Annotated in this window: 27 protein-coding genes; 16 read left to right on the forward strand and 11 right to left on the reverse strand. The window is 61.5% G+C overall.

The window, feature by feature from the left end; genetic code table 11:
• Positions 1-71: 71 nt before the first annotated feature.
• A complete protein-coding gene (locus B9A97_RS24025; protein ID WP_084368357.1) occupies positions 72-566 on the forward strand; it encodes a histidine kinase in 495 nt (164 codons plus the stop codon).
• A gap of 95 nt (positions 567-661) precedes the next feature.
• On the opposite strand, the gene B9A97_RS24030 is transcribed toward B9A97_RS24025, so the two are convergent.
• Complete coding sequence (locus B9A97_RS24030) at positions 662-1,243, reverse strand: J domain-containing protein (protein WP_143530690.1); 582 nt, start codon at positions 1,241-1,243, stop codon at positions 662-664.
• Positions 1,244-1,827: 584 nt separating this feature from the next.
• On the opposite strand from B9A97_RS24030, the gene B9A97_RS24035 reads away from it, so the two are divergent.
• The gene (locus B9A97_RS24035; protein ID WP_084368359.1) at positions 1,828-2,037 is read left to right on the forward strand and encodes a cold-shock protein; all 210 of its coding nucleotides are present in this window, start codon (positions 1,828-1,830) and stop codon (positions 2,035-2,037) included.
• Between the two features lie 133 nt (positions 2,038-2,170).
• Here B9A97_RS24035 and dusA read toward each other — a convergent pair whose 3' ends face one another.
• Positions 2,171-3,214 carry a tRNA dihydrouridine(20/20a) synthase DusA gene (gene dusA / locus B9A97_RS24040; protein WP_084368360.1) on the reverse strand — a complete coding sequence of 348 codons (1,044 nt, stop codon included), beginning with the start codon at positions 3,212-3,214 and terminating at the stop codon, positions 2,171-2,173.
• A 504-nt stretch (positions 3,215-3,718) separates the two neighbouring features.
• On the opposite strand from dusA, the gene B9A97_RS24045 reads away from it, so the two are divergent.
• The 11 genes from B9A97_RS24045 (at position 3,719) to B9A97_RS24095 (ending at position 15,205) form a co-directional block, all read left to right on the forward strand.
• Complete coding sequence (locus tag B9A97_RS24045) at positions 3,719-4,807, forward strand: ABC transporter substrate-binding protein (RefSeq protein ID WP_244564346.1); 1,089 nt, start codon at positions 3,719-3,721, stop codon at positions 4,805-4,807.
• Between the two features lie 91 nt (positions 4,808-4,898).
• The gene (locus tag B9A97_RS24050; RefSeq protein ID WP_084368361.1) at positions 4,899-6,008 is read left to right on the forward strand and encodes a FecCD family ABC transporter permease; all 1,110 of its coding nucleotides are present in this window, start codon (positions 4,899-4,901) and stop codon (positions 6,006-6,008) included.
• On the forward strand, positions 6,005-6,865 hold the full coding sequence (locus B9A97_RS24055; protein WP_084368362.1) for an ABC transporter ATP-binding protein: 861 nt from the start codon (positions 6,005-6,007) through the stop codon (positions 6,863-6,865). Before B9A97_RS24050 ends, B9A97_RS24055 begins: the two co-directional genes overlap by 4 nt.
• A 24-nt stretch (positions 6,866-6,889) precedes the next feature.
• Complete coding sequence (locus B9A97_RS24060) at positions 6,890-8,212, forward strand: NtaA/DmoA family FMN-dependent monooxygenase (protein WP_084368363.1); 1,323 nt, start codon at positions 6,890-6,892, stop codon at positions 8,210-8,212.
• Between the two features lie 39 nt (positions 8,213-8,251).
• On the forward strand, positions 8,252-9,277 hold the full coding sequence (locus B9A97_RS24065) for a ketopantoate reductase family protein (protein WP_084368364.1): 1,026 nt from the start codon (positions 8,252-8,254) through the stop codon (positions 9,275-9,277).
• 35 nt (positions 9,278-9,312) lie between these two features.
• Positions 9,313-10,191, forward strand: coding sequence for a 3-mercaptopyruvate sulfurtransferase (gene sseA / locus B9A97_RS24070; RefSeq protein ID WP_084368365.1), 879 nt, complete (start codon positions 9,313-9,315; stop codon positions 10,189-10,191).
• Entirely contained in the window at positions 10,188-11,612 is a 1,425-nt protein-coding gene (locus B9A97_RS24075) for an FAD-binding oxidoreductase (RefSeq protein ID WP_084368366.1), read from the forward strand. The genes sseA and B9A97_RS24075 overlap by 4 nt, the downstream gene beginning before the upstream one ends.
• 195 nt (positions 11,613-11,807) lie before the next feature.
• Positions 11,808-12,818 (forward strand): taurine ABC transporter substrate-binding protein, encoded by a 1,011-nt coding sequence (gene tauA / locus B9A97_RS24080; protein WP_084368367.1) that lies wholly within the window; start codon positions 11,808-11,810, stop codon positions 12,816-12,818.
• A gap of 82 nt (positions 12,819-12,900) precedes the next feature.
• The gene (locus B9A97_RS24085) at positions 12,901-13,704 is read left to right on the forward strand and encodes a taurine ABC transporter ATP-binding protein (protein WP_084368368.1); all 804 of its coding nucleotides are present in this window, start codon (positions 12,901-12,903) and stop codon (positions 13,702-13,704) included.
• Positions 13,701-14,534, forward strand: coding sequence for an ABC transporter permease subunit (locus tag B9A97_RS24090; RefSeq protein WP_084368369.1), 834 nt, complete (start codon positions 13,701-13,703; stop codon positions 14,532-14,534). Before B9A97_RS24085 ends, B9A97_RS24090 begins: the two co-directional genes overlap by 4 nt.
• A 215-nt stretch (positions 14,535-14,749) precedes the next feature.
• Positions 14,750-15,205 carry an RrF2 family transcriptional regulator gene (locus B9A97_RS24095; RefSeq protein ID WP_084368390.1) on the forward strand — a complete coding sequence of 152 codons (456 nt, stop codon included), beginning with the start codon at positions 14,750-14,752 and terminating at the stop codon, positions 15,203-15,205.
• Between the two features lie 34 nt (positions 15,206-15,239).
• Here the strand turns inward: B9A97_RS24095 and B9A97_RS24100 are convergent, their stop codons facing one another.
• The 3 genes from B9A97_RS24100 to B9A97_RS24115 form a co-directional block, all read right to left on the reverse strand.
• On the reverse strand, positions 15,240-16,286 hold the full coding sequence (locus B9A97_RS24100; RefSeq protein WP_084368370.1) for an acyl-CoA dehydrogenase family protein: 1,047 nt from the start codon (positions 16,284-16,286) through the stop codon (positions 15,240-15,242).
• A 640-nt stretch (positions 16,287-16,926) separates the two neighbouring features.
• Positions 16,927-17,559: an RBBP9/YdeN family alpha/beta hydrolase gene (locus tag B9A97_RS24110; protein WP_143530688.1), complete on the reverse strand. Its 633-nt coding sequence runs from the start codon at positions 17,557-17,559 to the stop codon at positions 16,927-16,929.
• Between the two features lie 37 nt (positions 17,560-17,596).
• Positions 17,597-18,151, reverse strand: a complete 555-nt coding sequence (locus tag B9A97_RS24115; protein ID WP_084368372.1) for a flavin reductase family protein — start codon at positions 18,149-18,151, stop codon at positions 17,597-17,599.
• Positions 18,152-18,494: 343 nt separating this feature from the next.
• On the opposite strand from B9A97_RS24115, the gene B9A97_RS24120 reads away from it, so the two are divergent.
• The gene (locus tag B9A97_RS24120) at positions 18,495-18,956 is read left to right on the forward strand and encodes an RrF2 family transcriptional regulator (RefSeq protein WP_084368373.1); all 462 of its coding nucleotides are present in this window, start codon (positions 18,495-18,497) and stop codon (positions 18,954-18,956) included.
• Here B9A97_RS24120 and B9A97_RS24125 read toward each other — a convergent pair.
• The 6 genes from B9A97_RS24125 to B9A97_RS24150 form a co-directional block, all read right to left on the reverse strand.
• Positions 18,953-19,450 (reverse strand): L-2-amino-thiazoline-4-carboxylic acid hydrolase, encoded by a 498-nt coding sequence (locus B9A97_RS24125; protein ID WP_084368374.1) that lies wholly within the window; start codon positions 19,448-19,450, stop codon positions 18,953-18,955. The genes B9A97_RS24120 and B9A97_RS24125 overlap by 4 nt on opposite strands.
• A 92-nt stretch (positions 19,451-19,542) precedes the next feature.
• Positions 19,543-20,712 (reverse strand): FMNH2-dependent alkanesulfonate monooxygenase, encoded by a 1,170-nt coding sequence (gene ssuD / locus B9A97_RS24130; RefSeq protein WP_084368375.1) that lies wholly within the window; start codon positions 20,710-20,712, stop codon positions 19,543-19,545.
• 39 nt (positions 20,713-20,751) lie between these two features.
• Positions 20,752-22,185: an FAD/NAD(P)-binding protein gene (locus B9A97_RS24135; protein WP_084368376.1), complete on the reverse strand. Its 1,434-nt coding sequence runs from the start codon at positions 22,183-22,185 to the stop codon at positions 20,752-20,754.
• 183 nt (positions 22,186-22,368) lie between these two features.
• A complete protein-coding gene (locus B9A97_RS24140) occupies positions 22,369-23,127 on the reverse strand; it encodes an ABC transporter ATP-binding protein (RefSeq protein ID WP_084368377.1) in 759 nt (252 codons plus the stop codon).
• A 1-nt stretch (position 23,128) separates the two neighbouring features.
• Positions 23,129-23,959: an ABC transporter permease gene (locus B9A97_RS24145; protein WP_179145387.1), complete on the reverse strand. Its 831-nt coding sequence runs from the start codon at positions 23,957-23,959 to the stop codon at positions 23,129-23,131.
• Between the two features lie 30 nt (positions 23,960-23,989).
• Positions 23,990-24,955 (reverse strand): aliphatic sulfonate ABC transporter substrate-binding protein, encoded by a 966-nt coding sequence (locus B9A97_RS24150; protein WP_084368379.1) that lies wholly within the window; start codon positions 24,953-24,955, stop codon positions 23,990-23,992.
• Positions 24,956-25,384: 429 nt separating this feature from the next.
• Between B9A97_RS24150 and B9A97_RS24155 the strand changes: the two genes are divergently transcribed.
• Complete coding sequence (locus B9A97_RS24155; protein ID WP_084368380.1) at positions 25,385-25,963, forward strand: TetR/AcrR family transcriptional regulator; 579 nt, start codon at positions 25,385-25,387, stop codon at positions 25,961-25,963.
• A complete protein-coding gene (locus tag B9A97_RS24160) occupies positions 25,960-26,562 on the forward strand; it encodes a 2-hydroxychromene-2-carboxylate isomerase (RefSeq protein ID WP_084368381.1) in 603 nt (200 codons plus the stop codon). Before B9A97_RS24155 ends, B9A97_RS24160 begins: the two co-directional genes overlap by 4 nt.
• Positions 26,563-26,660 lie beyond the last annotated feature (98 nt).

Genomic DNA, 26,660 nt, shown 5'->3' on the forward strand with positions numbered 1-26,660 from the left:
TGAGCAAGCAAAATTTAACGGACTCTGCCATGGTCTGCGCGGGTGCAATACACCATCACATGGAGGTTCAAATGAAACGCCTGCTCATCGCGGCCGCCGCCGCTATCCTGTCTTTCACCGCGGCTCAGGCCGGGGAGATGAAATTCCCGAGCGACGCCCCCGTCGCCTCGATCACCCTGCCGGAAAGCTGGATCGGCAAGGAAACCGACACCGGGATCGAGGTTTCGTCCGAGGACGACGCCATCTATTTCTTCATCGACGTCGCTGACGTGAAAAGCACGGACGCCGTCATCACCGATGCCATCAAGTTCCTGAGCGATAACGGTGTGACCATCGATCCGGCCTCGCTCAAGGAATCCAAGGACCAGAAGCTCAACGGCATGGACATCGCCTTCCTCGAATGGAACGGCACCGACAAGGACGGTCCGGCCTCGATCGGCATGGCAATCGCCGCTGCTAGCGCCGAAAACCTGCTGGTCCTGACCTATTGGGGCACAAAGGGCGACGAAGAAAAGCACGCCGTCGAACTGGGCACCATGATCGACTCGCTGAAGCCGGTGAAGTGATGAACCCTCCCCGCCCCGCACGGCCCCGGTGGCACGACGCGCGGCGGGGAGACCTTTTTGCGCTGACGCAGACGCCGGCGGGCTGGCGCTGACGCCTATTCCGCCGCCTTCGGAACCTCTTCCGTGTCGCCGGCCGGCGCGATCAGCTCGTAGGAATAGCCTTCCAGCATGGTATAGGCGCGCTCGATCGCCCCGATCTGGGATTCCGCGGCCTTGATGGCATCGGCGATCGACTGGCTGCGGGCCTTCAGCATCGAGCCCAGCACATCCGTCTCCGGCCGCCGGCCGATATGGTCGAGATGTTTGCGCACCCGCGCGCGATGCCGCTCCAGTTCCAGGATATGGAAGCGCGCCTTGACGATGTCGTCCGTCAACTTGCGCCGGATGCCCGCCACCGGATCGAAACTGCCAGGCTCCCGCTCGTCCAGGATCATGTCGCTGACCATGGTCTCCAAGAGCATCAGCCCCTTGAGATCGGTCGCGTCCGCCAATTGCGGGTCATAGCCGGTATCGTCATAGATCTTGCGCCGGATCGGGTCCTTCAGCAATTCGTAACAGGCCGTCACCTGGGCAAAGCGGTCGACATCGCCACCGCCGTCGGGATGGGCGCCCTTGGCCTGCTGCCGATAGGCCTGCTTGATGGCCGCGTCGTCGGCGTCGCGCGCCACTCCGAGCATAGCATAGGGATCGATCACAGCCTCAAACTTCCTCGCTTGCCGGGCCTGGCACACCCGCCACCGGTGCCGCCAGCCCCTCGTCCAAATCACGCCCCGCCTGTTACCTACCGGCTCCGGCAGGGCGCATCAAGCCCCGCCCCCGACTTGCCGGCGAAGCAGCCGCAAGGCCAAACGCCATTTCAAGACGGCGAGAGGGCAAAAATGTGGAGGCGGCCCGGCTATCCCGACCAAAACCTCGTCCATGGCCGAAATAGGAATTATACAACCCAATCCCACCCCCATAATCCCAATGGATTCAGGCCTTTGCGCAGCTGTGCAGCACAAGGTTGCGGGATTTTGCCCTTGCCTTTTTCACCCGATGATGTACGGATACCGCCGTTCGGGTGCTACTGATCCCGGAGACTGGACCGATTGTATTCTCCGCGTTCGCGCGGGCCTGGGGGCCTTCCCCCGCTGGTAGACGTCTTTTCCCCGTTATCGCGACTTCTCGACTGGCTTTTCCCTGGGAGGGAAAGGCAAAAACGTCCGCCGCCGAAAACGGCTGTGGACATCATGCAAAAAACTAAGGGAAAAGGACTTCTCCCATGGCCACCAAGGGCACTGTAAAATTCTTCAACCAGGACAAGGGCTTCGGCTTCATCACGCCGGAAGGCGGCGCCAAGGATGTGTTCGTTCACATCTCGGCTCTGCAGGCCTCCGGCATCCAGACGCTGCGCGACGGTCAGGAAGTGACCTTCGACACCGAGCCGGATCGCATGGGCAAGGGCCCGAAGGCCGTCAACATCCGCGCCTGATCGGCGACCGCCGGGACCTGCCGGCGTGATAATGTGACATAAGACGAAAAGGAAAACGGCGCCCCAGTGGCGCCGTTTTCTTTCATCCCCGGTTGCGATCCACATGATACCGTGCTTCTCGCACGGCAGGTCTTCAGGCCGTCAGTTTTTCCGGTACCTGTGTCTTGGGTCCAGCCGGGAGATCGACCTCGGCGAAGGCGGCGGCAATGACGTCTGGACCGGCACCCGGGCGGGCGGCATCGCTGGAGAGGATCTGGCGGTAACGGCGGGCGCCGGCAAAGCCCTGAAACAGGCCAACCATGTGCCGCGTCACATGCACCAGCCGCCCACCATCGGCGATATGCCGAGCGGCATGCTCCATCATCGCGTCCCGCACCGCATTCCAGTCCGGCGCCTCGGCCACCTCGCCGTAGAGCGCGTGATCCACATCCGCCAGAAGTGTGGCATTGTGATAGGCAGCGCGGCCAAGCATCACCCCGTCCATGACATCAAGATGTTGCAGGGCCTGGTCGAGGGTTTCGATGCCACCGTTGATCCCAATAAACCGACCGGGATTGGCCCGCTTGATCCTGTAGACCAGGTCGTAGTCCAGCGGCGGTATTTCGCGGTTTTCCTTCGGGCTCAGCCCCTGCAGCCAGGCTTTTCGCGCATGGATCCAGATGGCATCGGCTCCGGCCGCGACCATTCTCGCCACGAAGTCTGGCAGAACCGTCTCAGGATCCTGGTCGTCGACGCCAATGCGGCATTTGACTGTCACGGGCACCGACGCGACCGCTTTCATAGCCGCCACGCACTCCGCCACCACAGCCGGCTCGCGCATCAGGCAGGCGCCGAAGATTCCGGACTGCACCCGGTCGGACGGACAGCCGACATTGAGATTGATCTCGTCATAGCCGTAGTCAGCCGCAATCCGCACCGCCTCGGCGAGCTTTTGCGGATCGGACCCGCCAAGCTGCAAGGCAACGGGATGTTCGGCCGGGTCAAATCCCAGCAACCGATCGCGATTGCCCCGGAGGATCGCATCGGCAACGATCATCTCGGTGAAGAGCAGCGCCCGACCCGTCAGCTGCCTGTGAAAATAGCGGCAATGCCTGTCCGTCCAGTCGATCATGGGTGCCACGGCAAAGACGGGAGCCTGGAAATAGCTGTTTTTCTTGTTTGGTTCAGAGGCTTGCAATGCGTCCGTCTCCGTCTTCCTTGAGCGCGATATTGTTCCAGATCAGCCTGTTTCGACCTCGGCGGCTGCATCTTGGGGCGACAGATTGCTACTAACCCCTGCCTGATGTGGCCATGTACACCGCAATCGCATGCACGCCAACCAGCGGAAACAAGCATCAGAAGCGCGCCAGGCCTCGAGATCATCGATGCCTCATCTATCACGAGGCCGTTGCCCTTGATAGGTCGCAAGCGCCCGGTGGGCGGTCCAACGGCGCCGCGTACAAGTCAACCAGTTTCCTAGCGATAAGATAGGTTTCGGGACGGACTTAAGCCATCACCGGCAAAAAATGAAAATGAAGCCCCTCAATCGCCAGGGTATAATATTCTATTATTTTTATAGAAAAAGAACGACCTGTCCTTCTAAGCCTGTCCACGACCCCTACCCTGCGTGAAGTGTCAATTTCATCGCCGGGCCTTTCCAGGAGAGCAAAGGCTTGCGGGGACAACCAGGGAAGGACCATCCATGCCAAACGTCAAAAGAAACTCCAGCCGCATGCCCCGCTATGCGGTCGCCATCTTCTTGTCTGCGCGTTATTCTACGGGTCTTCCGCTGCCGTTCGGGCCGGCCGTCTCGGCGAGCCACGCGCAAGCAGATACACGCGAAACGGTCACCATCACCGATGAGCTCGGGCGGGAGGTGCCGATCAAGGTGCCGATCAAGGCGGTCTATCCCGACCTCTGGTACCAGACGGAGATTGTCCGAGCGATTGGCGCCGGCAAGACCATCGTGGCTGTCGACCAATCCGTCGATACCGCCAAGAACCCTGCCAACAAGGAGTATTTCGCCGAATTCGCCAACGTGCCGAACGCCGGCAATTTCAATGGCCCGAACTGGGAAACCATTGCGACATCAGGGGCCGAGGTCTTCTTTGCGCGGCGCAACTCGCCCTGGCAGGATGCCGTCGAGAAGCTGAAGCCGTTCGGCATCGAGGTGGTGGTCGTCAGCACCTGGGACCCAAAGGTGCTTCGTGCCCAACTGCCCAATGTCGGCAAGATTTTCGGTGCGGAGGACGGCGCGGCCAAGCTTGCCCAGCTCTACGACGACATCGAGAAGGTCCTTGCCGACAAGCTGAAGGGCGTGGAGCCGAAGACGGTCTATTTCGAGAACAATGCGGACTTCGTCACCTCGGTGCCCGGCTCGGGTTGGCATGACACCATCGTTCTCGGTGGCGGCAAGAACATCTTCGGCGACATTGCCATCGCCAACAATGGCAGCGCTTCGGTGCACACCTACACGGTCGATCCGGTGGAAATCATCGCCCGCAATCCCGACGTCATCATCCACAACGGCATCGATGGACAGGCCTCGGGTTATGCGCCCTGGGACAGGCAACAACTCGCCGACCAGTCCAAGCGCATTGCCGACCGCCCCGGCTGGAACGCGATCAAGGCTGTGCAGGATGGCAATGTCTATGTCTTCAGCAACTTCTTCTTCTCGGCGCTCGGTAAGCAGGTCGGGGCTCTCGCGGTGGCTAAGTGGCTCTATCCCGAACAGCTCGCTGATGTCGATCTCGATGCCTATTTCGCCCGCTGGCTTGAGCCCAGGGTGTGAAGGCCCGGCCGGTCTCTGACTATTTCCACAAGCTCGACAAGGTGAACGGCTGAACGCAGCCGTTTCCTTCACCGTCATTGCGAGGAAAATCATGAGTTCGATCGACACTGAACCTCACGCGGTCGTCCAGCGTGGCAAGGAAACCGGCACGATCCGGCGACCCCGCGACCGCTATCTCTACCAGAACGTGGCGATCGGGCTCGGTTTCGTGGCAGTGCTTGTCGCTGCCGTGATCGGGATCCAGATCGGAACATCGGGCGCCACGCTCGCCCATGTGTTCCAGACCTTCTGGGCCAAGCTGACATCGACCGCCCCGCCGGACCGCGCCACCCTGCAGATCCAGAATATCATCTGGGAACTTCGGGTGCCGCGCATCGCCCTGGCGATCCTGGGCGGGGCCGCGCTCACGGTCGCTGGAACCCTGTTCCAGGGGTTGCTCCGCAATCCCCTGGTCAGCCCCTATACGCTTGGCATTGCACCGGCGGCCGCCTTCGGCGCATCCCTTGCAATCGTGCTGTTTGGCGCAACGGCCGGCAGTGCCTCTGTTCCCCTGGTCATCGGGGCATTGCTGTTCTCGTTCCTGAACACGGCGCTGGTATTGTCGCTGGCATCAGCGAGGCATCTCAATGCAACGACGCTGATACTGGTCGGCATCGCACTCTCCCAGCTCTTCGGTGCGCTGACGGCCTGCATCCAGTATTTCGCGGAAGATGAGATACTGGCCGCCATCGTCCGCTGGACCTGGGGATCGGTCAACAACTCCGCCTGGTATCAGGTGCTGGTGCTGTTTGCCCTGCTGGCGCTGGCATTCCCCTATATCCGCTATCGCAGCGGCGCGCTGAACGCCATCGCCTTCGCCGGCGATGATTCCGCAAAAAGCCTCGGTGTGGCGGTCTCACGGGTGCGGCTAGAATCCATCGCGATTGCCGCCACGCTGACGGCCGTTACCATCGCCTTTACCGGCATCATCGGCTTTGTCGGTCTCGTCGCACCGCATATCGCGAGGCTTGTGGTCGGGGCGAACCACCGCTTCCTCATCACCTTCTCGGCGCTGATCGGCGCGCTGCTCCTCGTCATGTCCGATGCCGTGGGCCGGCTGGTGGTCCATCCCGGGGTCATCCCCTTCGGCATCATCGACGCCTTGGTTGGCGCGCCCATCTTCCTCTACCTCATCCTAACAAGGCAAAAGGCGATCGAATGACCCTCAACATCGACTCTCTCGTCGTCGGCTACGGAAAAAGAAACGTCGTCAAGGGCGCCAGCCTCGAAATCAGGAAAGGTGAACTGGTCGGACTGCTCGGCTCCAATGGTTCGGGAAAATCAACGCTCATCAAGACGATCGCCGGCATCAACCGGCAGAGTGCCGGCACCATCACCTGGAACGGCAATGTCGATCTCGCCCGCCTGCCCCGCCGGGACCTGGCGAAGATCGTGGCCTATGTGCCCCAGTCCATTGGCCTCTCCTTTGGCCTCAACATCAAGGAAGCCGTGCTTCTCGGCCGCACGCCCTATTTCGGCACGCGTCCGCGGGAAGAGGACTGGGATCATGTCGAGGACGCCATGCGGCTCGTCGGCCTTGATGAGTTGAGGGACCGGTCTGTGACGGAACTCTCCGGCGGCCAGGGCCAGCGCGTCCTGATCGCACGTGCCATTGCCCAGGATCCGGAAATCCTGCTGCTCGACGAGCCGACCAGTGCACTGGATATTCGCTACCAGTGGCAGACCCTGTCCGTTGCCCGCGAGATCACCCGGAAAAACAATGTGGCCGCTGTTATCGCCATCCATGACCTGAACCAGGCCGCCCGCTTCACCGACCGTGTGGTCTTCCTGCACCAGGGCGAAGTGATCGCCCAGGGCGCGCCCGCCGATGTCTACTCTCCCGAACTGATCAAGCGGGTCTATGGGGTGGATGTCGAGATCTCCACCTACAAGGGCTATGTCCAGGTGCACCCGCTTTCCGAGCGGGACCAGCTCCATCATCGACCTTTCCAAGCCGCTCACGCGGTCGGCGTGAGTTCAGCGGACGCGCGGCTTGGGCTTCAACAACTCACCGCCTGACTTTCATTTTCAAGGACAGATATCATGACGACCACATGGGGAAAGCGCCAGAGCGAGCGCGGACCGGGACTGGTGCTGGGCTTGCTGCTCGGCGGGACCGGCCAGACGAAGAAGCCCGGCACGAACGGTCCAACGGACAATCTCCTGGACATCGACGCCTATATCGAGCAGGCGCAACAGGCCGAGCGCGGGAAGATCCATACCATCTTCCTGGCGGATGCGTTGGTGACCAGCGATACGGCGCCCAAACCCGGCCTCGAACCGGTGACCATGCTCAGCGCACTGGCGACGCGCACCTCCCATATCGGGCTTATCGCCTCGATCTCCACCTCCTTTACCGAACCCTATAACCTGGCGCGGCAGGTGCTCTCGCTCGACCATATCTCCCGTGGCCGGGCCGGCTGGAACCTCGTGACATCCTCCGCCGGCGAGAAGAACTTCGGCAAGCCGCTTCCCGCGCATGACGACCGCTATGCGGTGGCCGAGGAATTTGCCGGCGTGGTCCAGGCTCTCTGGGAAAGCTGGGAGCCGGATGCCGTGAGCTATGACGACCGCGGACGGCAGGCGGTGGATGCGCGCAAAGTTCGCCGCATCGACTGGAACAGCAAGCATTTCCAGGTGCAGGGCCCGCTCAACGTGTCGCGCAGCCCCCAGGATCGCCCGATCTTGGCGCAGGCCGGCTCGTCCGACGAGGGCCGTCAGCTGGGCGCGCGCATCGCCGATGTCATCTTCACGACGGGCCTCACGGAGGTCGAGCCATCGGTTCAGATCTACCGGGACTTCAAGAAACGCGCGGAAGCCTTCGGACGCTCGCCCGATTCCCTGAAGATCCTGCCCGGGGTCGCCCCCGTGATCGGCTCTTCCGATGCGGAGGCGCAGCGCTACTGGCGGGATGTCATGGAGGAGATCGACTTTGAGGAAGGCCGCAAATCGCTCGCCGGCCAGTTCGGCGGCATCGATTTTGAGGGCCTGGATCTCGACGCGGTCATTCCGCTCGACGAACTGCCCCAGACGGCCGAGGTGCAGGGGCGGCGCTCCCGTTTCGGCGTGTTCCGCAACCTGATCGAAAGCGGCAAGGTCCGCACGGTCCGCGACCTGATTATCTACCATTCCAGCGGTGCCGGCCATTGGTTCCCGATCGGCTCGGTCGAAAATGTCGCCGATCAGTTGCAGGAACGATACGAACGCGGCGCGACGGATGGTTTCAACTTCCTCGCCTTCTCGCTGAAATACGAGCCCGGTCTCAGCGCCATCACGGATCACCTGATCCCCGAGCTGCAGCGCCGCGGCATCTTCCACAACGATTACCAGCACGAAACGCTGCGGCATAATCTCGGCGTTGCCTGAGCAAGCCGGCCTTCGCCAGACGCGGTTACGGAGCCAAACATGACACGATACATCATCATCGGCGCAGGCGCGGTCGGCGCCAGTCTCGCCGCCCAGTTCGAGTTGACTGGCATAGACTACGCCCTGGTCGGTCGCGGCGCCCAGATCCGCCACATCATCGACCACGGTCTGACCTACCAGCGCCCCTCCGGAACACGGCAGATCCGGCTCAAGGCCTTCGATACGGCTGATGTGCCGGCGCTCGGACCGGCCGACGTCCTGCTGCTGACCGTCAAGACCCAGGATGTCGCGTTCGCCCTCGACGCCTGGGCATGGCGTCCTCTTGGCGAGCGCGGAGAAACCGTCTCGCAATTGCCGATCGTGACCTTCCAGAACGGGCTTGCCGCAGAGGCAATAGCGCTCCGAAGCTTCCCGAATGTCTATGGCGCCAGCATCCTGACACCGGCGCGCTATACAGAAACAGGCAAGGTCGTTGTTGGCGGGCATCCCCAGGTCGCCGTCGTTACCATCGGTCGCTATCCCCATGGCACGGATGCCATTGCCGACAGGCTGGCTGCGGATCTGAGCCGGGCTGATTACATCGCGGAGACGACGAGCGATATCCGACGCTGGAAGGCCGCCAAGCTCACCCATAACGTCCGCAATGTCATTGAGCTGTTCCAGGGGCCGGAAACCTTGCGTGGCGCCATCAGCACAGAGATCGTCGAGGAGGCGAAGGCGGTGCTTGCGGCAGCCGGCTACACACTCGCCTCCCCGGCAGAACGCAAGGTCAGCATTGCCGACTGGCGGATTGCCGAGAACAGCGGCATTGAGCCCGGCCAGCAATCCACCTGGCAGAGCTTCAAGCGTGGCGCCTCGAGTGAAGTCGATTATCTCAACGGCGAAATCGTGCTGCTCGGACGCCTCAACGGTATCGCGACACCCTACAATCAGGCGGCGCAGGAACTGGCGGGGCGAGCGGCGCAAGCGGGTTCGTTCTCGTCACCGCTATCTATCGAAACCCTACTGGCGCGCGCCGAATTGCCCTCGGCAACGCTTACGACCCTGCCGAGCAATGCCGCTTGATCGCAAGCTGGTCCTCTTCCACATCGGAGACCTTGATGACACTTACCCTCCCCGGCCCTTTGGTCTCGACATCCTGGCTCGCAGAGCATCTCGGCGAGCAGTCGCTCGTTTTGCTCGACGGCTCCTACAAGTTGCCAGGGGTCACGCCAACGGCCCGCGCAGACTATGAGCAAAGGCATATTCGCGGCGCGCGCTTCTTCGATATCGACCAGATCGCGGATACGAGTTCCCCTCTGCCGCATATGCTGCCTGATACACAGGCCCTTGAAGGCCTCGCGGGCAGGCTCGGCCTTTCGAATGACAGTGTCGTCGTGGTCTATGACGGTGCGGGCCTGATGTCGGCGGGTCGGGTCTGGTGGTCGCTCCGGACATTCGGCCATGACAAAGTGGCGATCCTTGATGGCGGCCTGCGCAAGTGGCTGGCAGAGCAACGCCCAGTGACAGCCGACATCCCGGCCGTGGTTCCAGCGACGTTTCGCGCCCGGTTCAATGCCGCGGCGGTCCGCTCCAAAGCGCAGGTCGCGGGCAATCTGGCGACGGCGGACGAACAACTCATCGATACCCGCTCCGCCGCCCGTTTTGCCGGAGAGGAAAGCGAAGTGCGTCCGGGGCTGCGTCCCGGTCACATACCCCATAGCCTGAACCTTCCCTTCCAGGAGATCAGCAGCCCTGAAACCGGTGAAGTCAAACCGGGATCGGCGATCCGCAAGGCCTTCGAGACGGCGGGGCTCGATCTGGCGCGGCCGGTCGTGGCAACCTGCGGATCGGGCGTCACCGCGGGCGCACTGGCATTCGGATTGCACCTTCTGGGAAAAACCAACGTGGCCATCTATGACGGCTCCTGGTCGGAATGGGGGCTGCCGGGAGAGACGCCGGTGGAAACGGGGCCTGCCACTGGGGCGCCGCGTTCATGACCCGACTGAACCCGGAATTTCTATCCCAACTGCGCAGCCGGTTCGGCGACCGCCTCAGCACCAGTCCCGCCCTGTTGGAGCAACATGGACGGGGCGAGTCGCATCATGCGGCTGGCCTTCCCGATGCCGTGGTCTTCATCAAGAGCACCGAGGAGGCCGCGGAGATTGTCCGGCTCTGCGCACGCCATCGCGTGCCGGTCATCCCCTATGGCGCCGGCACCTCCCTGGAAGGGCACCTGTCAGCGGTTCACGGCGGCATTTCGTTGGATTTTTCGCGCATGAACGAGATCCTGCGGGTCAGCCCCGAAGATCTGGACTGCACGGTGCAAGCCGGCGTGACGCGCGAGCAGTTGAATGGCTGGCTCCGGGATCTCGGCCTGTTCTTCCCGATCGATCCCGGCGCCAATGCCTCGATCGGAGGGATGGCTGCCACGCGCGCCTCCGGCACCAATGCGGTGCGCTACTGCACCATGCGCGACAACGTGCTGTCCCTCACTGTCGTGTTGCCCAATGGCGAGATCATCAGGACAGGCAGCCGCGCGCGCAAGTCTTCTTCAGGCTACGACCTGACGCGGCTTTTCGTCGGATCGGAAGGAACGCTCGGCATCATCACCGAAGTCACCCTGCGCCTCCAGGGGATCCCCGAACACACCGCCGCAGCACTTTGCTCCTTCACGGATGTCGGCCAGGCGGTCGATACCGCCATTGCCGTGGTCCAGCTCGGCATCCCGGTGGCACGCATGGAACTGATGGATCGCGGACTGATCGCCGCCGTCAACGCCTATTCGCACCTGTCGCTGAAACTGCAGAACACGCTTGCCTTCGAGTTTCACGGGTCTCCCGCCGCGGTCGAGGAACAGGTGCGCCTGGTGGCAAGCATCGTGCGCGACAATGGCGGCAATGATTTTGAATGGGCGACGTCGCAGGAGGAGCGCAGCCGGCTGTGGAAAGCACGCCATAGCGCATTCTACGCCGTCGTCTCGCAACGCCACGGCGCCAGGGGATGGTCGTCGGATGTCTGCGTGCCCGTGTCGGAGCTGGCGGGCTGCATCCGCCACACGCGCGAGCTGTTAAAGACGTGCACCATACCCGCAGCCATTCTCGGCCATGTCGGCGACGGCAACTATCATGTGGTCTTCGCGGTCGATCCATCGCAGGCCGACGAATTGGAGACCGTGGCTGCGATCAACAAGAAAATGGTGCAGAAGGCCTTGTCCGTGGGTGGCACCTGCACCGGCGAGCACGGCATCGGCACCGGCAAGATCGCCTATATGCGGCAGGAGCATGGCCAGGCCGTGGACCTGATGCGGATCATCAAGCTGGCCATGGACCCCCATGGGATCATGAACCCCGGCAAGATCCTCCCGGACGATGCGCTTCTACCGGTAGCGTCCGGCAAGGCACGCAGCGGCGAGCGGTAGGCTTGTCGGGGACAGGTCCCGGCAAGCCCGGGCGCCGGAGCGGAAAAAACTCCAGAGACAAAGACGGTCGGAAATTCCTGATCCGCTACCTGCAAAAATGAGACGGAAATTTCTCTACTAATTCTATCAATTACATCATCATTGGTACATCGGGAGACTTTGTTGTTTCCGAGGATCCCAAGGAGGGGACACACCATGACGTTGACTCGCAGGAACCTGGCCGCATTGGCCGCCGGGGCAGCACTTTTGACCTTGATCCAGGCCGGGCCGTCGGCTGCCGCCGATGTCTCGCTCAATATCGGCTACCAGCCGATCGTCGAGCCGTCCCGCGTGCCGCAAGCTGACGGCACCTATGAAAAAGTGACCGGCGCCAAGATCAACTGGCAGAAATTCGATAGCGGCGCTGACGTGATTGCCGCTATCGCATCCGGCGCGCTCGATATCGGCTATGTCGGCTCGTCGCCGCTTGCCGCGGCTGCCAGCCGCGAACTGCCCATCGAGACGATCGCCCTTGTCGGCCTGATCAGCGAAGCAGAGGCGCTGGCTGTCCGTGATATTTCCAAGCCGGAAGACCTCGCCGGAAAGAAGATTGCCACTCCCTTCGTCTCCACGGCGCATTACAGCCTGCTGACCGCACTGAAGCATTGGAACATCGACCCGAAGACCGTGCAGATCCTGAACCTGCGTCCGCCGGAAATCGCGGCCGCCTGGTCGCGTGGCGACATTGATGGTGCCTATGTCTGGGATCCGGTCCTGGCCGAAATCAAGAAGTCGGGTTCGGTCCTGGCCACCTCGGCTGACGTCGCAGAGTGGGGCGGCCCCACCTTCGACGCCTGGATCGTCAGCAAGAAGTTTGCAGAGGCGCATCCTGACATCGTCACCGCCTTCGTGCGGGTGACCGGCGATGCGACCGCCGCCTATCGCGCCAATCCTGAAGCGTGGGGTCCGACATCGGCAGAAGCCGAAAAGATCGCCCGATTGACCGGCGCCAAGCAGGACGAAGTGCCCGCTCTGCTCAAGGGCTATATCTTCCCGACGCTTGAGGAGCAGGCAAAGGCCGATCTCCTGGGTGGCGGCACCATCAAGGCGGTTGCAGCGACGGCGGCCTTCCTGAAGGAGCAAGGAAAGATCCCGGCAGCCCTTGCGAATTATGCGCCTTATGTCTCGACCCGCTGGGTTACGGACGCCGCGAAGCTGGCTTTCTGATCGGCTTGCCCAGGCCGATTGCCGATGGCCCGGTTCGCAAGACCGGGCCATTTCCCTTGAAGCAAGACCTAGGGTCGATCCCATGAGCATATTGTCCTTCCGCGGCGTGTCCCTGCGGTATCCTCCGAACCAAGGCCGCACCAAGACTCTGGCGCCCTTGGTTCTGGACCGGATCAACCTCAGCCTTGCCAGCGGTGAATTCGTTGTTGTCATTGGCCGCTCCGGCTCCGGCAAGACCAGCCTACTCAACCTGGCCACCGGTTTCACCGCCCCGACCGAAGGCACGATCACGGTGGACGACCTGCCGGTCACGGGGCCGGGTGTCGACCGGGCGGTGGTGTTCCAGGATGACGCCCTGTATCCATGGCTGAACGCCCGCGACAATATCGCCTTTCCGCTCAAGCTCCGGCATATTGCCACGCAGCAGCGCCGCGAACGCGCCGACGAACTGCTTGAACTGGTCGGCCTGGCCGGCGCCGGCGACAGGCGCATCTGGGAACTGTCCGGGGGCATGCGCCAACGGGTCGGTATCGCCAGAGCGCTGGCCTCAAGCCCGCGCTTTCTGCTGCTGGACGAGCCGCTGGGCGCTCTGGACGCCCTGACGCGCAGCCGAATGCAGGGTTTCCTGCTCGATGTCTGGAAGAAGAGCGGCGCAGGCGCCCTGCTGATCACGCACAGCATCGAGGAAGCGCTTTTGCTGGCAACCCGCGTCATCGTGCTGGAGGCCGATCCGGGACGGCTGGCTGCCGACATCCATGTGGACTTTGCCAGCGGCCTGCTTGCGGGGGAGTCACCGGGCCAGATCAAGTCATCCCCTCTCTACAAGAGCATGCATGACGGCCTCACCGGTCTCATCAACAGGAATGCGAAGGAGGACGCCGCATGACCCTTTCGACCGAACTTCCCAAGGAGCATGCCGACAGATCGGCGTCGCCTTTCCTCCGCCTCGGTCAGATACCGGTTCATGTCTATTCCGGCCTGACCATTGGCGCCATCATCGGGCTCTGGTGGCTTGCCGCCGCCTATCAACTGGTGTCTCCGGTGTTTTTGCCGTCTCCGCCCGTCGTCCTCAAGGCGGCATGGCAGCTTGTCACCGTCGGCTTTGTCGATTCGACCTTGGCCGAACACGTGGCGGCCAGTCTCCAGCGGATCCTTGGTGGGCTTGTCGTGTCCGTCCTCACCGGCGTGCCCGCCGGCCTTGCGATCGGCACCAGCAGGATCGGTCGCGGCATCCTCGATCCGATTGTCGAATTCCTGCGGCCGCTCCCACCGCTGGCTTACCTGCCGCTGATCATCATCTGGGTTGGCATCGGCGAAGGCTCGAAGATAACCGTCATCGCCCTGTCCATGCTGCCGGCGATCGTGCTGTCGACGTCAGCAGGCGTACGCGCCGTGTCGAAAGATCACCTGAACGCGGCCCGGTCCTTCGGTGCCACCGACATGCAACTGCTGGCCCAGGTCATTTTGCCCTCTGCATTGCCGTCGATTCTAACCGGCATCCGGATCGCGCTCGGAACGGGATGGTCGACGCTGGTTGCGGCCGAACTGATCGCGGCAAGCCAGGGACTGGGCTTCATGATCCAGTCTGCCGCGCAGTTTCTGGCAACCGACGTCGTCATCGCGGGAATCGGTGTCATCGCGATCATTGCCATCGCTCTGGAACTGGCCGCCCGCGCGCTGGAACGCGCCCTCGTGCCCTGGGCGAACAGACCCTGAAGACAGTCCAGACCTGATAGATTGACCTACTCACCCTTGTAGGTGTTGCATAAGGACATCCCCACGCGAAAATCGATAAAAAATCGCGTTTGGCGAGACTTGCGCCATATTTTGCCAAAAACTATTTAGTTTATGGAGATATGATCATGCATCGACCGATGCGTGATCATTCGCATTTCTGCGCCCTGTTCGATGCCACCACACGAGAATTGAGAATGCTGACCAACAAAGGCAAATATGGATTGAAGGCGCTGGTCGATCTGGCGCGGCTGGAAAGCGGCGAAACCGCCTTCGTCAACGAGATCGCTGTCCGCAACAACATCCCGAAGAAGTTCCTCGACACGATCCTTCTGGAACTCCGCAATACCGGCATCCTGAGATCGAAGAAAGGCCCCAATGGCGGCTATTCTCTGTCCAAGCCGGCATCGGAAATCATGATCGGCCAGGTCATCCGAACGCTGGACGGCCCCCTGGCCCCCATCCGCTGTGCCAGCCGCACCGCCTTCGAAGCCTGTGACGACTGTCAGGATCCCGAAACCTGTCAGGTTCGCCGGTCGATGACGGAAGTGCGCGATGCCATTGCCATGATCCTCGACAACATGACCTTGGCGCAATTCGTGATGGACAAGACGGCAGACAAGATCGTGGCGATCGAAAAGGAAGCCGGCTGAACGCCATTGCGGTTCCGACCGAAGCCAAGACAGTTCACGGGCTTCCATCACTCCCCTTGACCTGGACCGGATACGGCGGATGCTCGATCAAACTTGATCCCAGTTTGACCAGCGCGTCTTCGTCATGTCTGCTGCCACCGTCATGCTTCAAGCCCTGGGTCGCGGCAATGGCCAGAGACCTTGCGACCTGACCGGCTCGGTTGAGCGTGTGAACCCCAGGTGTCACTTGCGCAATATCGATTTCGGTGCCGCAGCGCTGAACGAGCGCAGACAGGGTCTCCATATGCACATAGACCCGACCGATTTCGGACTTGACGGCGCGAAGACTGTCTTGTTGCGCAACCGTGCCTGGACGACGCCCTTGCTCGAGCAGTGCCAAGAAATTTTGCCGTAAGCGACCAAGGGCCAACGCACCTTTAAGAAGGTCTGCAACGGTTGCCGACATCCGCCGGGCATCCGCGCTGGCGTTCATCACGGCATCTGTCGCAACGTGAAATCGCTGGAACGACAATCGCCTGATATCTGTCCCACTGACGTCAAAACCGCCATCCGGTGCGGAACGTGACACCAGCACGAATTTCGGCTGGCCCCGTTCGTCCCCCAGCAAAATGGTCAGCCAGTCCGCCTCCGGGGCATGGTTGCTGACAATCTCGCCATCCAGACGATATCCGATTCCTTCCGCCGACAAGCGAAGAGCCCATTCACTCTGAGGCTCGTCTGCGCACAGCAGGCCGCTGAAACTTTCCCCACGGGCGACACGAGAGAAGATCGCACGCCGCTGCTCTTCACTTCCAGCGTGGCGAAGGGCCTCCAGCGTGGAAAAATGGCTGGCGAGAGTGGCACCAAGCTCGGGCGACGCTGCCGCGATAATCGACACGGCTTCCGCCATGACGGCATTCGATACGTCCAACCCACCAAAATCAACCGGGATCGAAATTGCGAAGACACCCGACTGGACGACGTCTTCCCAAGAAACCTCAGCGCTCGCCAAGTGCTGGGCAACACCCAGCACCTCGTCTTCAGCCCCAATACGTGTGGGAACGGTGCGCAATCGCTCGGTCAGATGCGTTACTGTCCCCATGGCTTGCTTCTCCGGACCTGAATGCAAGTACCGCCAGACCGCATGGTCTGCATCAGCGAAACGTCGAGGCGCCCGCCAGGTGACGCCCCGTTGCGTCTCGCAATCAGAGCAACAAGACGGCTGCCGCGACGAACACGAAAGACGCGACCAGACACGTCACATGAAGGCAGTCGCTCACGCTGAACTGACGGGATTTTACCAGAGGCCGCTTCGATGCGGAACCACCAAAGGCATATGACATCGTGATCTCCTCCCGTGGCTCAGAGCACTGGAAACATGCCCCAGAAGACATGCTCGTGGTCTCTGTGAACCGGCTCATCCCGAGGCTCCGTCTTTTGTGCAGCCTTTGGGTCCGACAGTACGGCGCTGTGGCCGGCCTCAACGGTCTTATGTCCATCCACCGGCTCACGGCGGGAAAGACCGAACAGATCGAAGGAAAAACTCGCTATCCCCATGGGCATCATGCATGTCTCCCGTATTGACGATCAAAGTTTCGACGTTAACAATTTCGCCGCTAGATGGTTTCAAGTCAATATATTCCATAAAATTGGTATTCTATAATTCCGGATCTTGTGAGCAGGATTGTCTCCCGTTCCTGCATCACTCGAAAAAGGAAGCCAGAGCGATCCTGCAGCCTTTGCTAATGCCGGCCTGGCACCGCATAAGCTGCGCCCAAAGCCCGGGCATGCCGATGTTGATCGCCCCGGCCCGTCAAGACCGACGAGCGAACGAGGCCCATCAGGTCGTAGGCCGCCGGCCAGCGCCCATGACCGCTCTTGATATTGATGTGGCCCGATGGGCCGATGTCGACCAGGTGACTGCCCCAGCATCTGGCCACGTGCTGAACGCGGCGGAAGGTCATGTAGGGGTCATCAAGGCTGGCGACGACGAGGCTTGGAAAAGGCAGCGGATCGAGCGACATCTCGCCGAAATTGAGCACGCAGGGGTGAAGAGCCTCGGTCGTCTCAAGGTCGCAGGGCGCCACGAGCAAGGCGCCCTTAACCTGTCCAGCCAAGGGGCTGCGCGCCAGATTGGCCGTCAACAGACAGCCGAGACTGTGGGCGACGATCCACACATCGCCCCTGGAAGCAATGACATCCTCAAGGCGCTGCCGCCAATGCTGCAGGTCCGGACAGGTCCAGTTGTCCTGCTCCACCAGAAGGGCAGCAGGATGGTCATGCACCCAATGTCTCTGCCAATGCCCCCGGCCGGAGCCGTTGAGACCTGGCAAGACAAGCGTTGTCGCATCATCGATCAGTGACCTCTGCGTCATGCTTGCTACTCCGTGGCACGCCAATGAAAACAGGGACTTAGAAATTGCCGGTCAAAGCGGTGTAGCGCCCATTGCCATAGACCAGCGAACCTCCGCCGTTCACGCGGATCGCCAGGACACGACCGATAACGATCACATGGCTGTGGCGCTCTATCGCTTCCTCGACATCACAATCGATGGCGGCCGCAGCATCGTCGAGAACCGGCGCACCGCTTGACAGCGTCGACCAGTTGTAGCCGCGGTAGCGCTCGACGCCTCGCAATCCACCGCGTCCTGCGAACTGGTTTGCCAGGCCCTCATGAACGGGGCCGACGATGTTGACGCAGAAATGGCCAAAGCGTTCGACGACCGGCCAGGTGGATGACGTGCGGTTCAAGGACACCAGCATGCGGGCGGGCTCGACGGAGAGCGCCGTTGCCGACGTGACAGTCGCGCCGGTCCGGTGCTCGCCCTCACCGGCGGTGATAATGCTGACGCCGCCCGCGAGATTGCGGAGCGCCAGCTTCAAACCCTCGGCATCTGCAGGATATTCGGTTGCGGGCGCTGTCTTTTCGGAAACGACCTGGCCGAACGCAATGTTGGAAATGCTCATACAAACTCTCCGAGAGACGATCTATTCAGTATCGGAAATTAGCAGTTCACTAGCCCCGCTGGAGACACAGAATTTTTTTGTCTATATATTTTGTAGAAAATACGACTAGCGACCGGCAATCTGTTGCGCAGGGCGGAGGCGACAAGTTTTCGCGCGATTTCGCTGGCGCAACAAAACTACCGCAACAAGCCATTCATTAATTTTATAAATATAATAGAATTTGTCTTGAGAATGACGCAATTGTCGATTAGCGACAAGGTGTTGACTGCGCCTGGCGAGGGCCCCCTGCCCGCCAATGTCGCATCACGTCAAGCCTTCACATCTGTCGAAAGTTTCTCCCTCGATGCTGACGAAAAAAGGAAAGTATGGGCTTAAGGCACTTGTCGATCTGTCTCGCCTGCCTCCTGGAGAAACTGCCTTCGTCGGCGACATCGCGACCCGCAACAATATCCCGAAGAAATTCCTGGACACCATTCTCCTGGAACTTCGCAATGTCGGCATTCTCAGGTCGAAGAAGGGTCCTGGTGGCGGCTACTGCCTGTCGCGCCGTGCCGAAGACATCAATATCGGTGAAGTGATCCGGACACTCGATGGCCCGCTCGCGCCCATTCGTTGCGCCAGTCGCACCGCGTTCGAGACATGCGACGACTGCAGCGATCCCGAAGGCTGCCATGTTCGCCGCTCCATGAGCGATGTCAGGGACGCCATCGCATCCGTCCTCGACCATATGACCCTTGAACAATTTGCCCGCAAGGTCAGCCTTGACAACCCGGCTGCCGATATCCGTGAGCCGGAATTGGTCTAGGCCCTGGGATCGAAGGTATAGCGAAAATCACAGTGGGAAGCGCCCTGCATGATCGTCTGCGTGCGCTCCAGCTTGATGCGGGGATCATATCCCTGGCAGAACACGCTGTCCCTGTTGCAGGACAGCAGGTGGCCTATCTTGCCCAGGCCCATGGCATGGTAGGTCTCGGCATAACGACAGCGCGTGACATTGTAGTCGAACCTGGTGTCGGTGGCGACGACCACATCGATTTCCAGAGCATCGTCCTTGGTCCACAAATGCTGTAGCGCCTGAAACGAGCGCAGGCTGGTTTCGCCTTCCGTAGAAGCCGCAAAATTCTCCGCGGCGGAAAAGGCCGCTTTGCGGATGGCGACATCGATGATGGACTGGGCCCGCTCCTCGCCAATTTCAGCCACCATGCTCTCATAGATCGGCGCGATGATCGCCGCCTCGATCTTGCGCTGGGCAAGGATCCCGAGCTGCCCCGTTGCTTCCGGCTTGGTGTCACTGGTCATGGTTCAATGCCTCTTTGCTGCCTGCTGTTATGGCCATCATACAGATTACGGGCGCGGAATGAACGCGCCCGTATCATCACGCTTTCTGGACATCAAGAACCGGAAACGACCTTGAGATTGCCGCCGTGGCCGCCGCCGCCAAAGACCTGCCGCTCGCCGAAGGAAGAGCGGATCTGGTTCCTAGGTCCGCCAAGACCGATTTCCGGGAACAGCAATTCCGAAACACGATAGGCCTCTTCCAGATGCGGATAGCCCGAGGCGATGACCGTATCGATGCCGAGATCCTGATATTCCTTCAGGCGCGCGGCAATCGTCTTCGGAGATCCGACCAGTGCCGTGCCGGCACCGGAGCGCACTAGCCCGATGCCGGCCCAAAGATTGGGCGAGACCTCCAGCTTGTCGCGACGTCCGTTGTGCAAGGCAAGCATGCGCGCCTGGCCGACGGAATCGGAATTCTTGGCAAAACCGGCCTGTGCCGCGGCTATGGTCTCGTCGGACAGCTTGGAGATCAGGCGGTCGGCTGCCTCCCAGGCCTCGTCATCCGTTTCGCGAACGATGAAATGCAGGCGAATGCCGAAGGTCACATCCCGGCCGTGGCGGGCAGCGGCCTTGCGGACCTTCTCGATCTTCTCGCCCACCTGTTCCGGCGGTTCGCCCCAGGTCAGGTACTTATCGATGATGCCACCCGAAAAATCGATGGCGGCATCGGAGGAGCCACCGAAATAAATCGGCGGCCGCGGTGTCTGAACGGGCGGAAGACCGAGTTGCGCGTTGTGCGCCTGGATGTATTTTCCATCCAGATGTGCCTTGCCGGTCTCGATCAGCTTGTTGAAAACCTGGAAGAATTCGTCGGCGTGATCGTAGCGTTCGTCATGGGGCAGGAATATCCCGTCTCCGGCCAGTTCCTGTGCGCTGCCGCCGACGACGATATTGAGCAACAACCGGCCCTGCGATACGCGGTCCAGCGTGGAGGCCAGGCGAGCATAATAGGCGGGCGAGGCCGTGCCGGGACGGATTGCCACGAGGAATTTCAGCTTCTCGGTAAAGGCGGCGAGATTGGCGGCGAGGATGAAGGATTCCTCGCAGGCGACGCCCGTCGGGATCAGCACGCCGGAATAGCCCAGCCGATCGACGGCCTGGGCAATCTCCCGGAAATAGCCGGGGTCGGACGGGCGGGCGAGATCGTCCGATCCGAGATACGACCCATCCCCCGACGACGGAATGAACCAGAGGAAATCAAGCGGACGTTCACTGCTGCTCATGGTGGTCTCCAATTTCAGATTGTTGTAGCGGTCAAGAGGTCAGCTCGCTCTGTCGAAGGCCGGCAATTCCTGGTTGTCCGCCAGGAATTGCTGCACCTGGGCTGCAACAAAGACGGCATGTTCCGTCACCTGCGGCAGGCCCATCAACTCGCCAAACGTGCCGCGCGCCAGCGGACCGACGATGAAAAGGCCCTCACTCGGCCGACCGTCTGCGCCAAGCGCCGTTGCCCTGAGATCACAAGCGATACCGAGGCCTGTCGGGCAGGCGCTCAGCAGCCCGGCCGCCTGCATCCGGGCGAGGAAGGGCTGTGACGAAAGCACACCGCCATGGGCGGGACCGGTGGTGACGACCACCGCATCGAAGTCCATGGGCGTCAGGGTCTGTCGCCGCCGGTCCCGGAGCGTGACTGATATCGCAGAGCCCCGCTCGGCGACCGCATCGATGTAGGCTGCCCGGATCTGCAACCGTCCGGTCGCGATCGCTTCGTCCAGCACCGCCTTCACCTGCGGAGCGATACGGAAGCGGTGTACATCCCAGTATGGCCGCACCGACCGGACCAGCCGACGCCGCTCCGCAAGCGGCAGGGAATGCCAGATCACCTGTCCCTGGCTGCGCACGGCATCGATGACGGCATGCCAAGTGAGCCCCTCTGCCTCGGCTGCCTTGAGTGCGAGCCGGACCCTGCGCAGCAAATGCGAAGCGCGGTGGCTGGGCTTGGACGAGAAATCACCGAAAGGCTCCTGCACCGTTGGAGCATGTCCTTGCGACCGCATGCCGCGCCGCGAGATTGAAAGGATCGGCCCCTCATGGCCGCGCTCCTGCAGACCACAGATCACGTCGGCGGCAGTCAGGCCATTGCCAACCACGAGCACCCTGTCCCCGGTCCCGATGACATCAAGCGCTCCTGGCTTGGTGGCATCGCCAACAACTTTCGGATGAAGGCGGATGGGCGCCAGTGAAGACGGCAGAGCCGGCATGGGATGGCTGACCGCCAGCGCCACCGCATCGGCTATGTATGTTGCGCCGGATGCATCCTGAAGGCTCCAGCGGGAGCCGGAGCGCTCAACGGCGGCAATGGCCACGCGCCGATGCTCGACCGCACCGGACGAAAGATAAGGCGCGAGTTCGGCGGCAACATATGCGCCGAACACGGCTCGTTGCGGATAGGCGCTCCCCTTGCCATCATAGGCATCGGCATCCTCGGCGAGCGCATTCGTCCGATCGAGATAGCGTGCGAAGCTCTCGGGATCATCAGGGTAGAGGCTCATCTTGTTGGCAGGCACGTTGATGCGATGGGTCGCCTCGGTCGTGCTATAGGCAAGACCGGCGCCAAGCCTTTCCCGCGGCTCGAAAACCACGATGCGAGCATGTCGAACCGTTCCGGAGGACTTTGCCAGATGCAATGCCATGGCTGCACCACTGAAGCCGCCTCCGACGATGGCAATGACCGGCAAAGGTCTAATGGACGGCATAAAGGGCTCCAGCGTTTCGCGGTCTCGACGGACTGCAGTTTCAACCGCAAACCGATCAAAATCAATATATTACATCAAATTAGTATTTTATTCTCGCCGATCGCGGCGAAAACTTTGTTCTTGAATCGGGTCGTGGGGGGTAAAACTGAACCGACAGGTAGAACAGGCGGGCGCGATGACCTGTTAAGCAGATGTCGCGCGCGACTTCACATCCTGGAGCGATTGCTCCAGCAGATGGCCCAGTTCTCGCTTCACCTCTTCAAGTGCATGGGACCGACGATCCCGCTTGCGAGGCACATCAATGCGGACCTCGTCGAGTATCCGTCCCGGCCAGGGCCGCATGACAACAACCCGATCGGCTAGGACAGCCGCTTCTTCGATGTCGTGGGTCACCAGCACCATGGTCGTGCCATGATCCGCCCTGAGATCGACAAGGTGATCCTGGAGATCGGCCCGGGTCAGAGCATCCAGCGCCGAAAATGGCTCGTCCAGCAGCAGCAAGGCTGGCTTGGTTACCAAGGCGCGCGCCAGGGCAACCCGCTGGGCCTGCCCGCCCGACAATTCCTTGATCCAACGCCCGCCATAATCGGAAAGCCCAACCTTTCTGAGCGTTGTCGCAATCTCCGCCGCGCGCTCTGCCGCGGACAAATGCTTGAGCCCGAAGCCGATATTGTCGGCAACGGTCAGCCACGGAAAGAGCCTGGGCTCCTGGAAAACGATGTTGACGAGAGCGTTGGGCTCGTTCAGCACCACCCCATCAAGCCGGATCTGGCCTCGGGATGGCAACTCAAGCCCGGCCAGCAACCGGAGCAGCGTGCTCTTTCCGCAACCGGAGCCGCCGATGATCGCCACGGTCTCCCCCTGACCAACCGTCAGCGTGAAACTGTCGAGCGCATGGGTGCCGTTCGGATAGACTTTGCTGAGCGACTGGATTTCGAGCATCTTAACGGCTCCTGCCATGATTGTCCTGCCAGCGCAGGAACGGCGCCGAGATGAGGATCAAAACGGTATCGGTCGCTTTCCCGACCACCGCGAAGATCAGGATCGCCGCCATGATCTGATCCGGCTTGCCGAGTTGTTGGCCATCCACGAGCAGATAGCCCAGGCCCTCCGAGGCGCCCATGAATTCGGCGGCCACGACGAACATCCAGCCGAGGCCGAGACCCGACCGCAAGGCCAGCACATATCCCGGCAGCACCGACGGCAGCAAAATCCTCCAGACCAGGGCTGGGCCGGACAGTCGAAACACCCGCCCGACTTCCACGATCCGGCGGTCGACGGCCGCCACGGCGCCGGAAACGCCGAGATACACCGGGAAGAAGACGCCGACGGCGATCAGGGCGATCTTCGACGTCTCGAAAATTCCAAACCACAGGATGAACAGCGGAACCCAGGCAATGGACGGGATGGCACGCAGGGCCTGAAGACCGGGATCGATGAACCGGGAAAACGACTGGGAATAGCCCGTCAGGGGGCCCAGCAAAGTGCCGATGATCGAGCCCAGCACGAAGCCCACCAGCACCCGCCACAGCGTGATACCAATATGCGTGGAGAGATTGCCGTTGACGGCGAGGTCATAGACCGTTGCTGCGACACGAGACGGCGGGGGCGTGAGCCGCCCCCCGACGATGCCGGTCTGGACGAGACCCTCCCACAGCAACAAGAGAGCTATGGGCACGACGATCCCGACGGCGGGATGCGACACGAGGGAGGACCGGAGACCCCGGCCCCCCGCTTCGTTCAGCGTCGTTGGCTTTGACAGCGTCTGATCCATCACGGCCATGGCGGCAATCTCCTCCTGGGCTTACTGGCCGATCGAGGCGCTGAAGCTCGGATCGATCAATTGGCTCACGACACCCTTCACATCGACATCAGCCTTGACGACGCCGGCAGCCTGCAATGCCAGGCCCGCCGCTTCGATCGTTTCGCGCTGCGCATCGCCGATGCGTGAATGCGTGAGTTCGGTGCGCTCCAGCTGGCGGGCAATCACGGTGTCCGGCAGCTTGGTCGCAGCGACCAGCGTCGCCTTGAGCGTGGCCGGCTCGGCCTGGGCCTTGGCACGCGCCTTTTCATAGGCAGCGATCACCGTCTTGACGGCCTCGGGGTGCTCCCTGGCGAACTCCTCGCGGACGTTGAGAATGCCCCAGCTATTGTTTGCGGGATTGCGGTGGAACAGGACGTCGCCATTCTCCAACTCAGCCGACGCCATCAGCGGGTCGAGGCCCGCCCAGGCGTCCACATCACCGCGCTGCAGCGCCAGCTTGCCATCCGCATGCTGCAGCAGAACCAGCTTCACGTCCTTCTCGGCCAGCCCGGCATCGGCCAGCGCGCGCACGAGGAAGATATGCGGGTCGGTTCCGCGCGTCACGGCGATCGACTTGCCCTTGAGGTCCTCGACCTTGCTGATGCCGGTATCCTTGCGGGTCACCAGCGCCGTCCATTCAGGACGGGAATAGACATAGATCGACTTGATCGGATTGCCGTTGATACGGCCGATCAAGGCGGCGGCCCCAGCCGTCGAGCCGAAATCGAGCGATCCCGCATTCAGGAATTCAAGCGCCTTGTTGGAGCCTGCCGACTGAACCCAGGTGACCTTGACACCGTCCTTCTCGAGCTCCTTCTCCAGGATGCCGTCGTTCTTCAGGATCAGGCTGACGGGATTGTATGTCGCCCAATCGATCCGGATTTCGGTGAGGTCCGCTGCCTGGGTGCTGCCGGAAAATGCCAGGGCCAGAGCTGCCCCGAGAGCAGCGCGCAACAAGTTTTTCATGGTATCCCTCCAATGATGATTATTAAATCTACATTTTACATAGAATAATAAGCGGTATGGAATTCCAAATTTGCCGAGGCACGGAAAATAAAGCTCCGCGCATGGGCGTGACGCCGACTACAGCGTGCCCCAAACAGACAACGAGACAACGGAGGCCCTTGGCCGGGATCGGAAACCATCAACCGCGTCCGCCCGAGATCCCGTTTGCCAGACGTCACGCCCGATGATGGATCGGCCAGATGATCAGCGGATTGCCGCGTTCTTTCAGGGCCTGTCTCGGTCGGGCCATTTTCCGCATCATGTGCCAAAAAACTCCATTGGCGGGAATGACCTGTCTTTCTAATCGATAGGTCATCGGCTAGACGTTGCTCCTCGGGAGGAGGCAATCCTTGCCGACCGTGAAACAGGGCGTTCAAACGAAGCAATCCCATGAAAGAAACCATTTCAGACCACATCCTGTCCGCCGCCAGCGGGCTGTTTTACCGCGAGGGCATACGGGCCGTGGGGATCGATCGCATTATCGATGAAGCGAAGATTGCCAAGGCGACCTTGTATCGTCACTTCCCGTCGAAGGATCACCTCGTGGCGTCCTATCTCCAGGACCGGCATGAACGCGTGATCCGTTCGCTGCATGAGGTCCTGGATACCGCCGAAAGCCCGAGAGACCAGATCAGGCTGATCTTCGAACGCCTCCACGAAAAGGCCGACAGTCCGGAATTTCGCGGCTGCGCTTTCGCCCTGGCGGTGGCCGAACACGGTGATTCCGAACGGGTCGTGACCGTGGCGCGCACCCACAAGAAGGTGGTGAGCGAGATCTTCCGCGCCATCGTCACCAGAGCAGGCATTGCGAAGGGCCAATTGGACGCCCATCTGGCCCTTCTCTACGAAGGCGCACTCGCAACCGTGGCCGTGGGGCGCGATCCGCAAGCCATCATCATCGCGCGTGATTGCGCGCTAACGGTCTTCGATGCATCCGTTGAAGCGGCCAACCAGGCGAGCAAGTCATGAGCAAGACGATCGACTACTTCTTCGGTGTTGGCTCGCCCTGGGCCTATATCGGGCTTGAACCGTTTGTGGCGCTCGCGTCGCAGCACCAGGCCGTCATCCGACCCTATGTCATCCCGGTGATCGAGGACAATGGCGGGATCTATTCCCGCAACAGGCCGCAGGCGCGCCGCGATTATTGGCTGAAAGACCTGAAGCGCTGCGCGGCGTTGCGCGGCAAGCCGCTGTCGTTTGAGAACCGCGCAGCCCTGTCAGACCCCTCGCCCGCCGGTTTCATGATCATTGCCGCGATTGAAGAGGGCGCAGACTGGGTCAAGCTGACGAGCCTGCTTCAGGATGCCTTCTGGGGCCGAGGCGAGGATATCGGGGCTGTCGAAATCCGCCAGGCGATCGCGGATGTCGCAGGTTTGGACGGCCAGGCGCTGGAACGGATCGCGCAGAGCGAGAGCATCCGTTCCGTCTGGAACAGCAATTACGACATAGCAAAATCGGCCGGGGTCTTCGGGCTTCCGACGTTCCGATATGAAGGCGAGTTGTATTGGGGCCAGGACAGCCTGCCCTTTCTTGAGCGTCATCTGAAGGGCGAGGCGCTGGTCGCCTGACCCATAAGCCCCGGGGTTGCGCAGGCCCGACGGGTCGAACCCACAGGACATGGCGTCCATCCCGGCCCGCACCGGGATGGACGATGGCCGGGGGCAGG

It is taken from the genome of Rhizobium sp. RU36D (assembly GCF_900176345.1).
Classification (GTDB): Bacteria; Pseudomonadota; Alphaproteobacteria; order Rhizobiales; family Rhizobiaceae; genus Allorhizobium.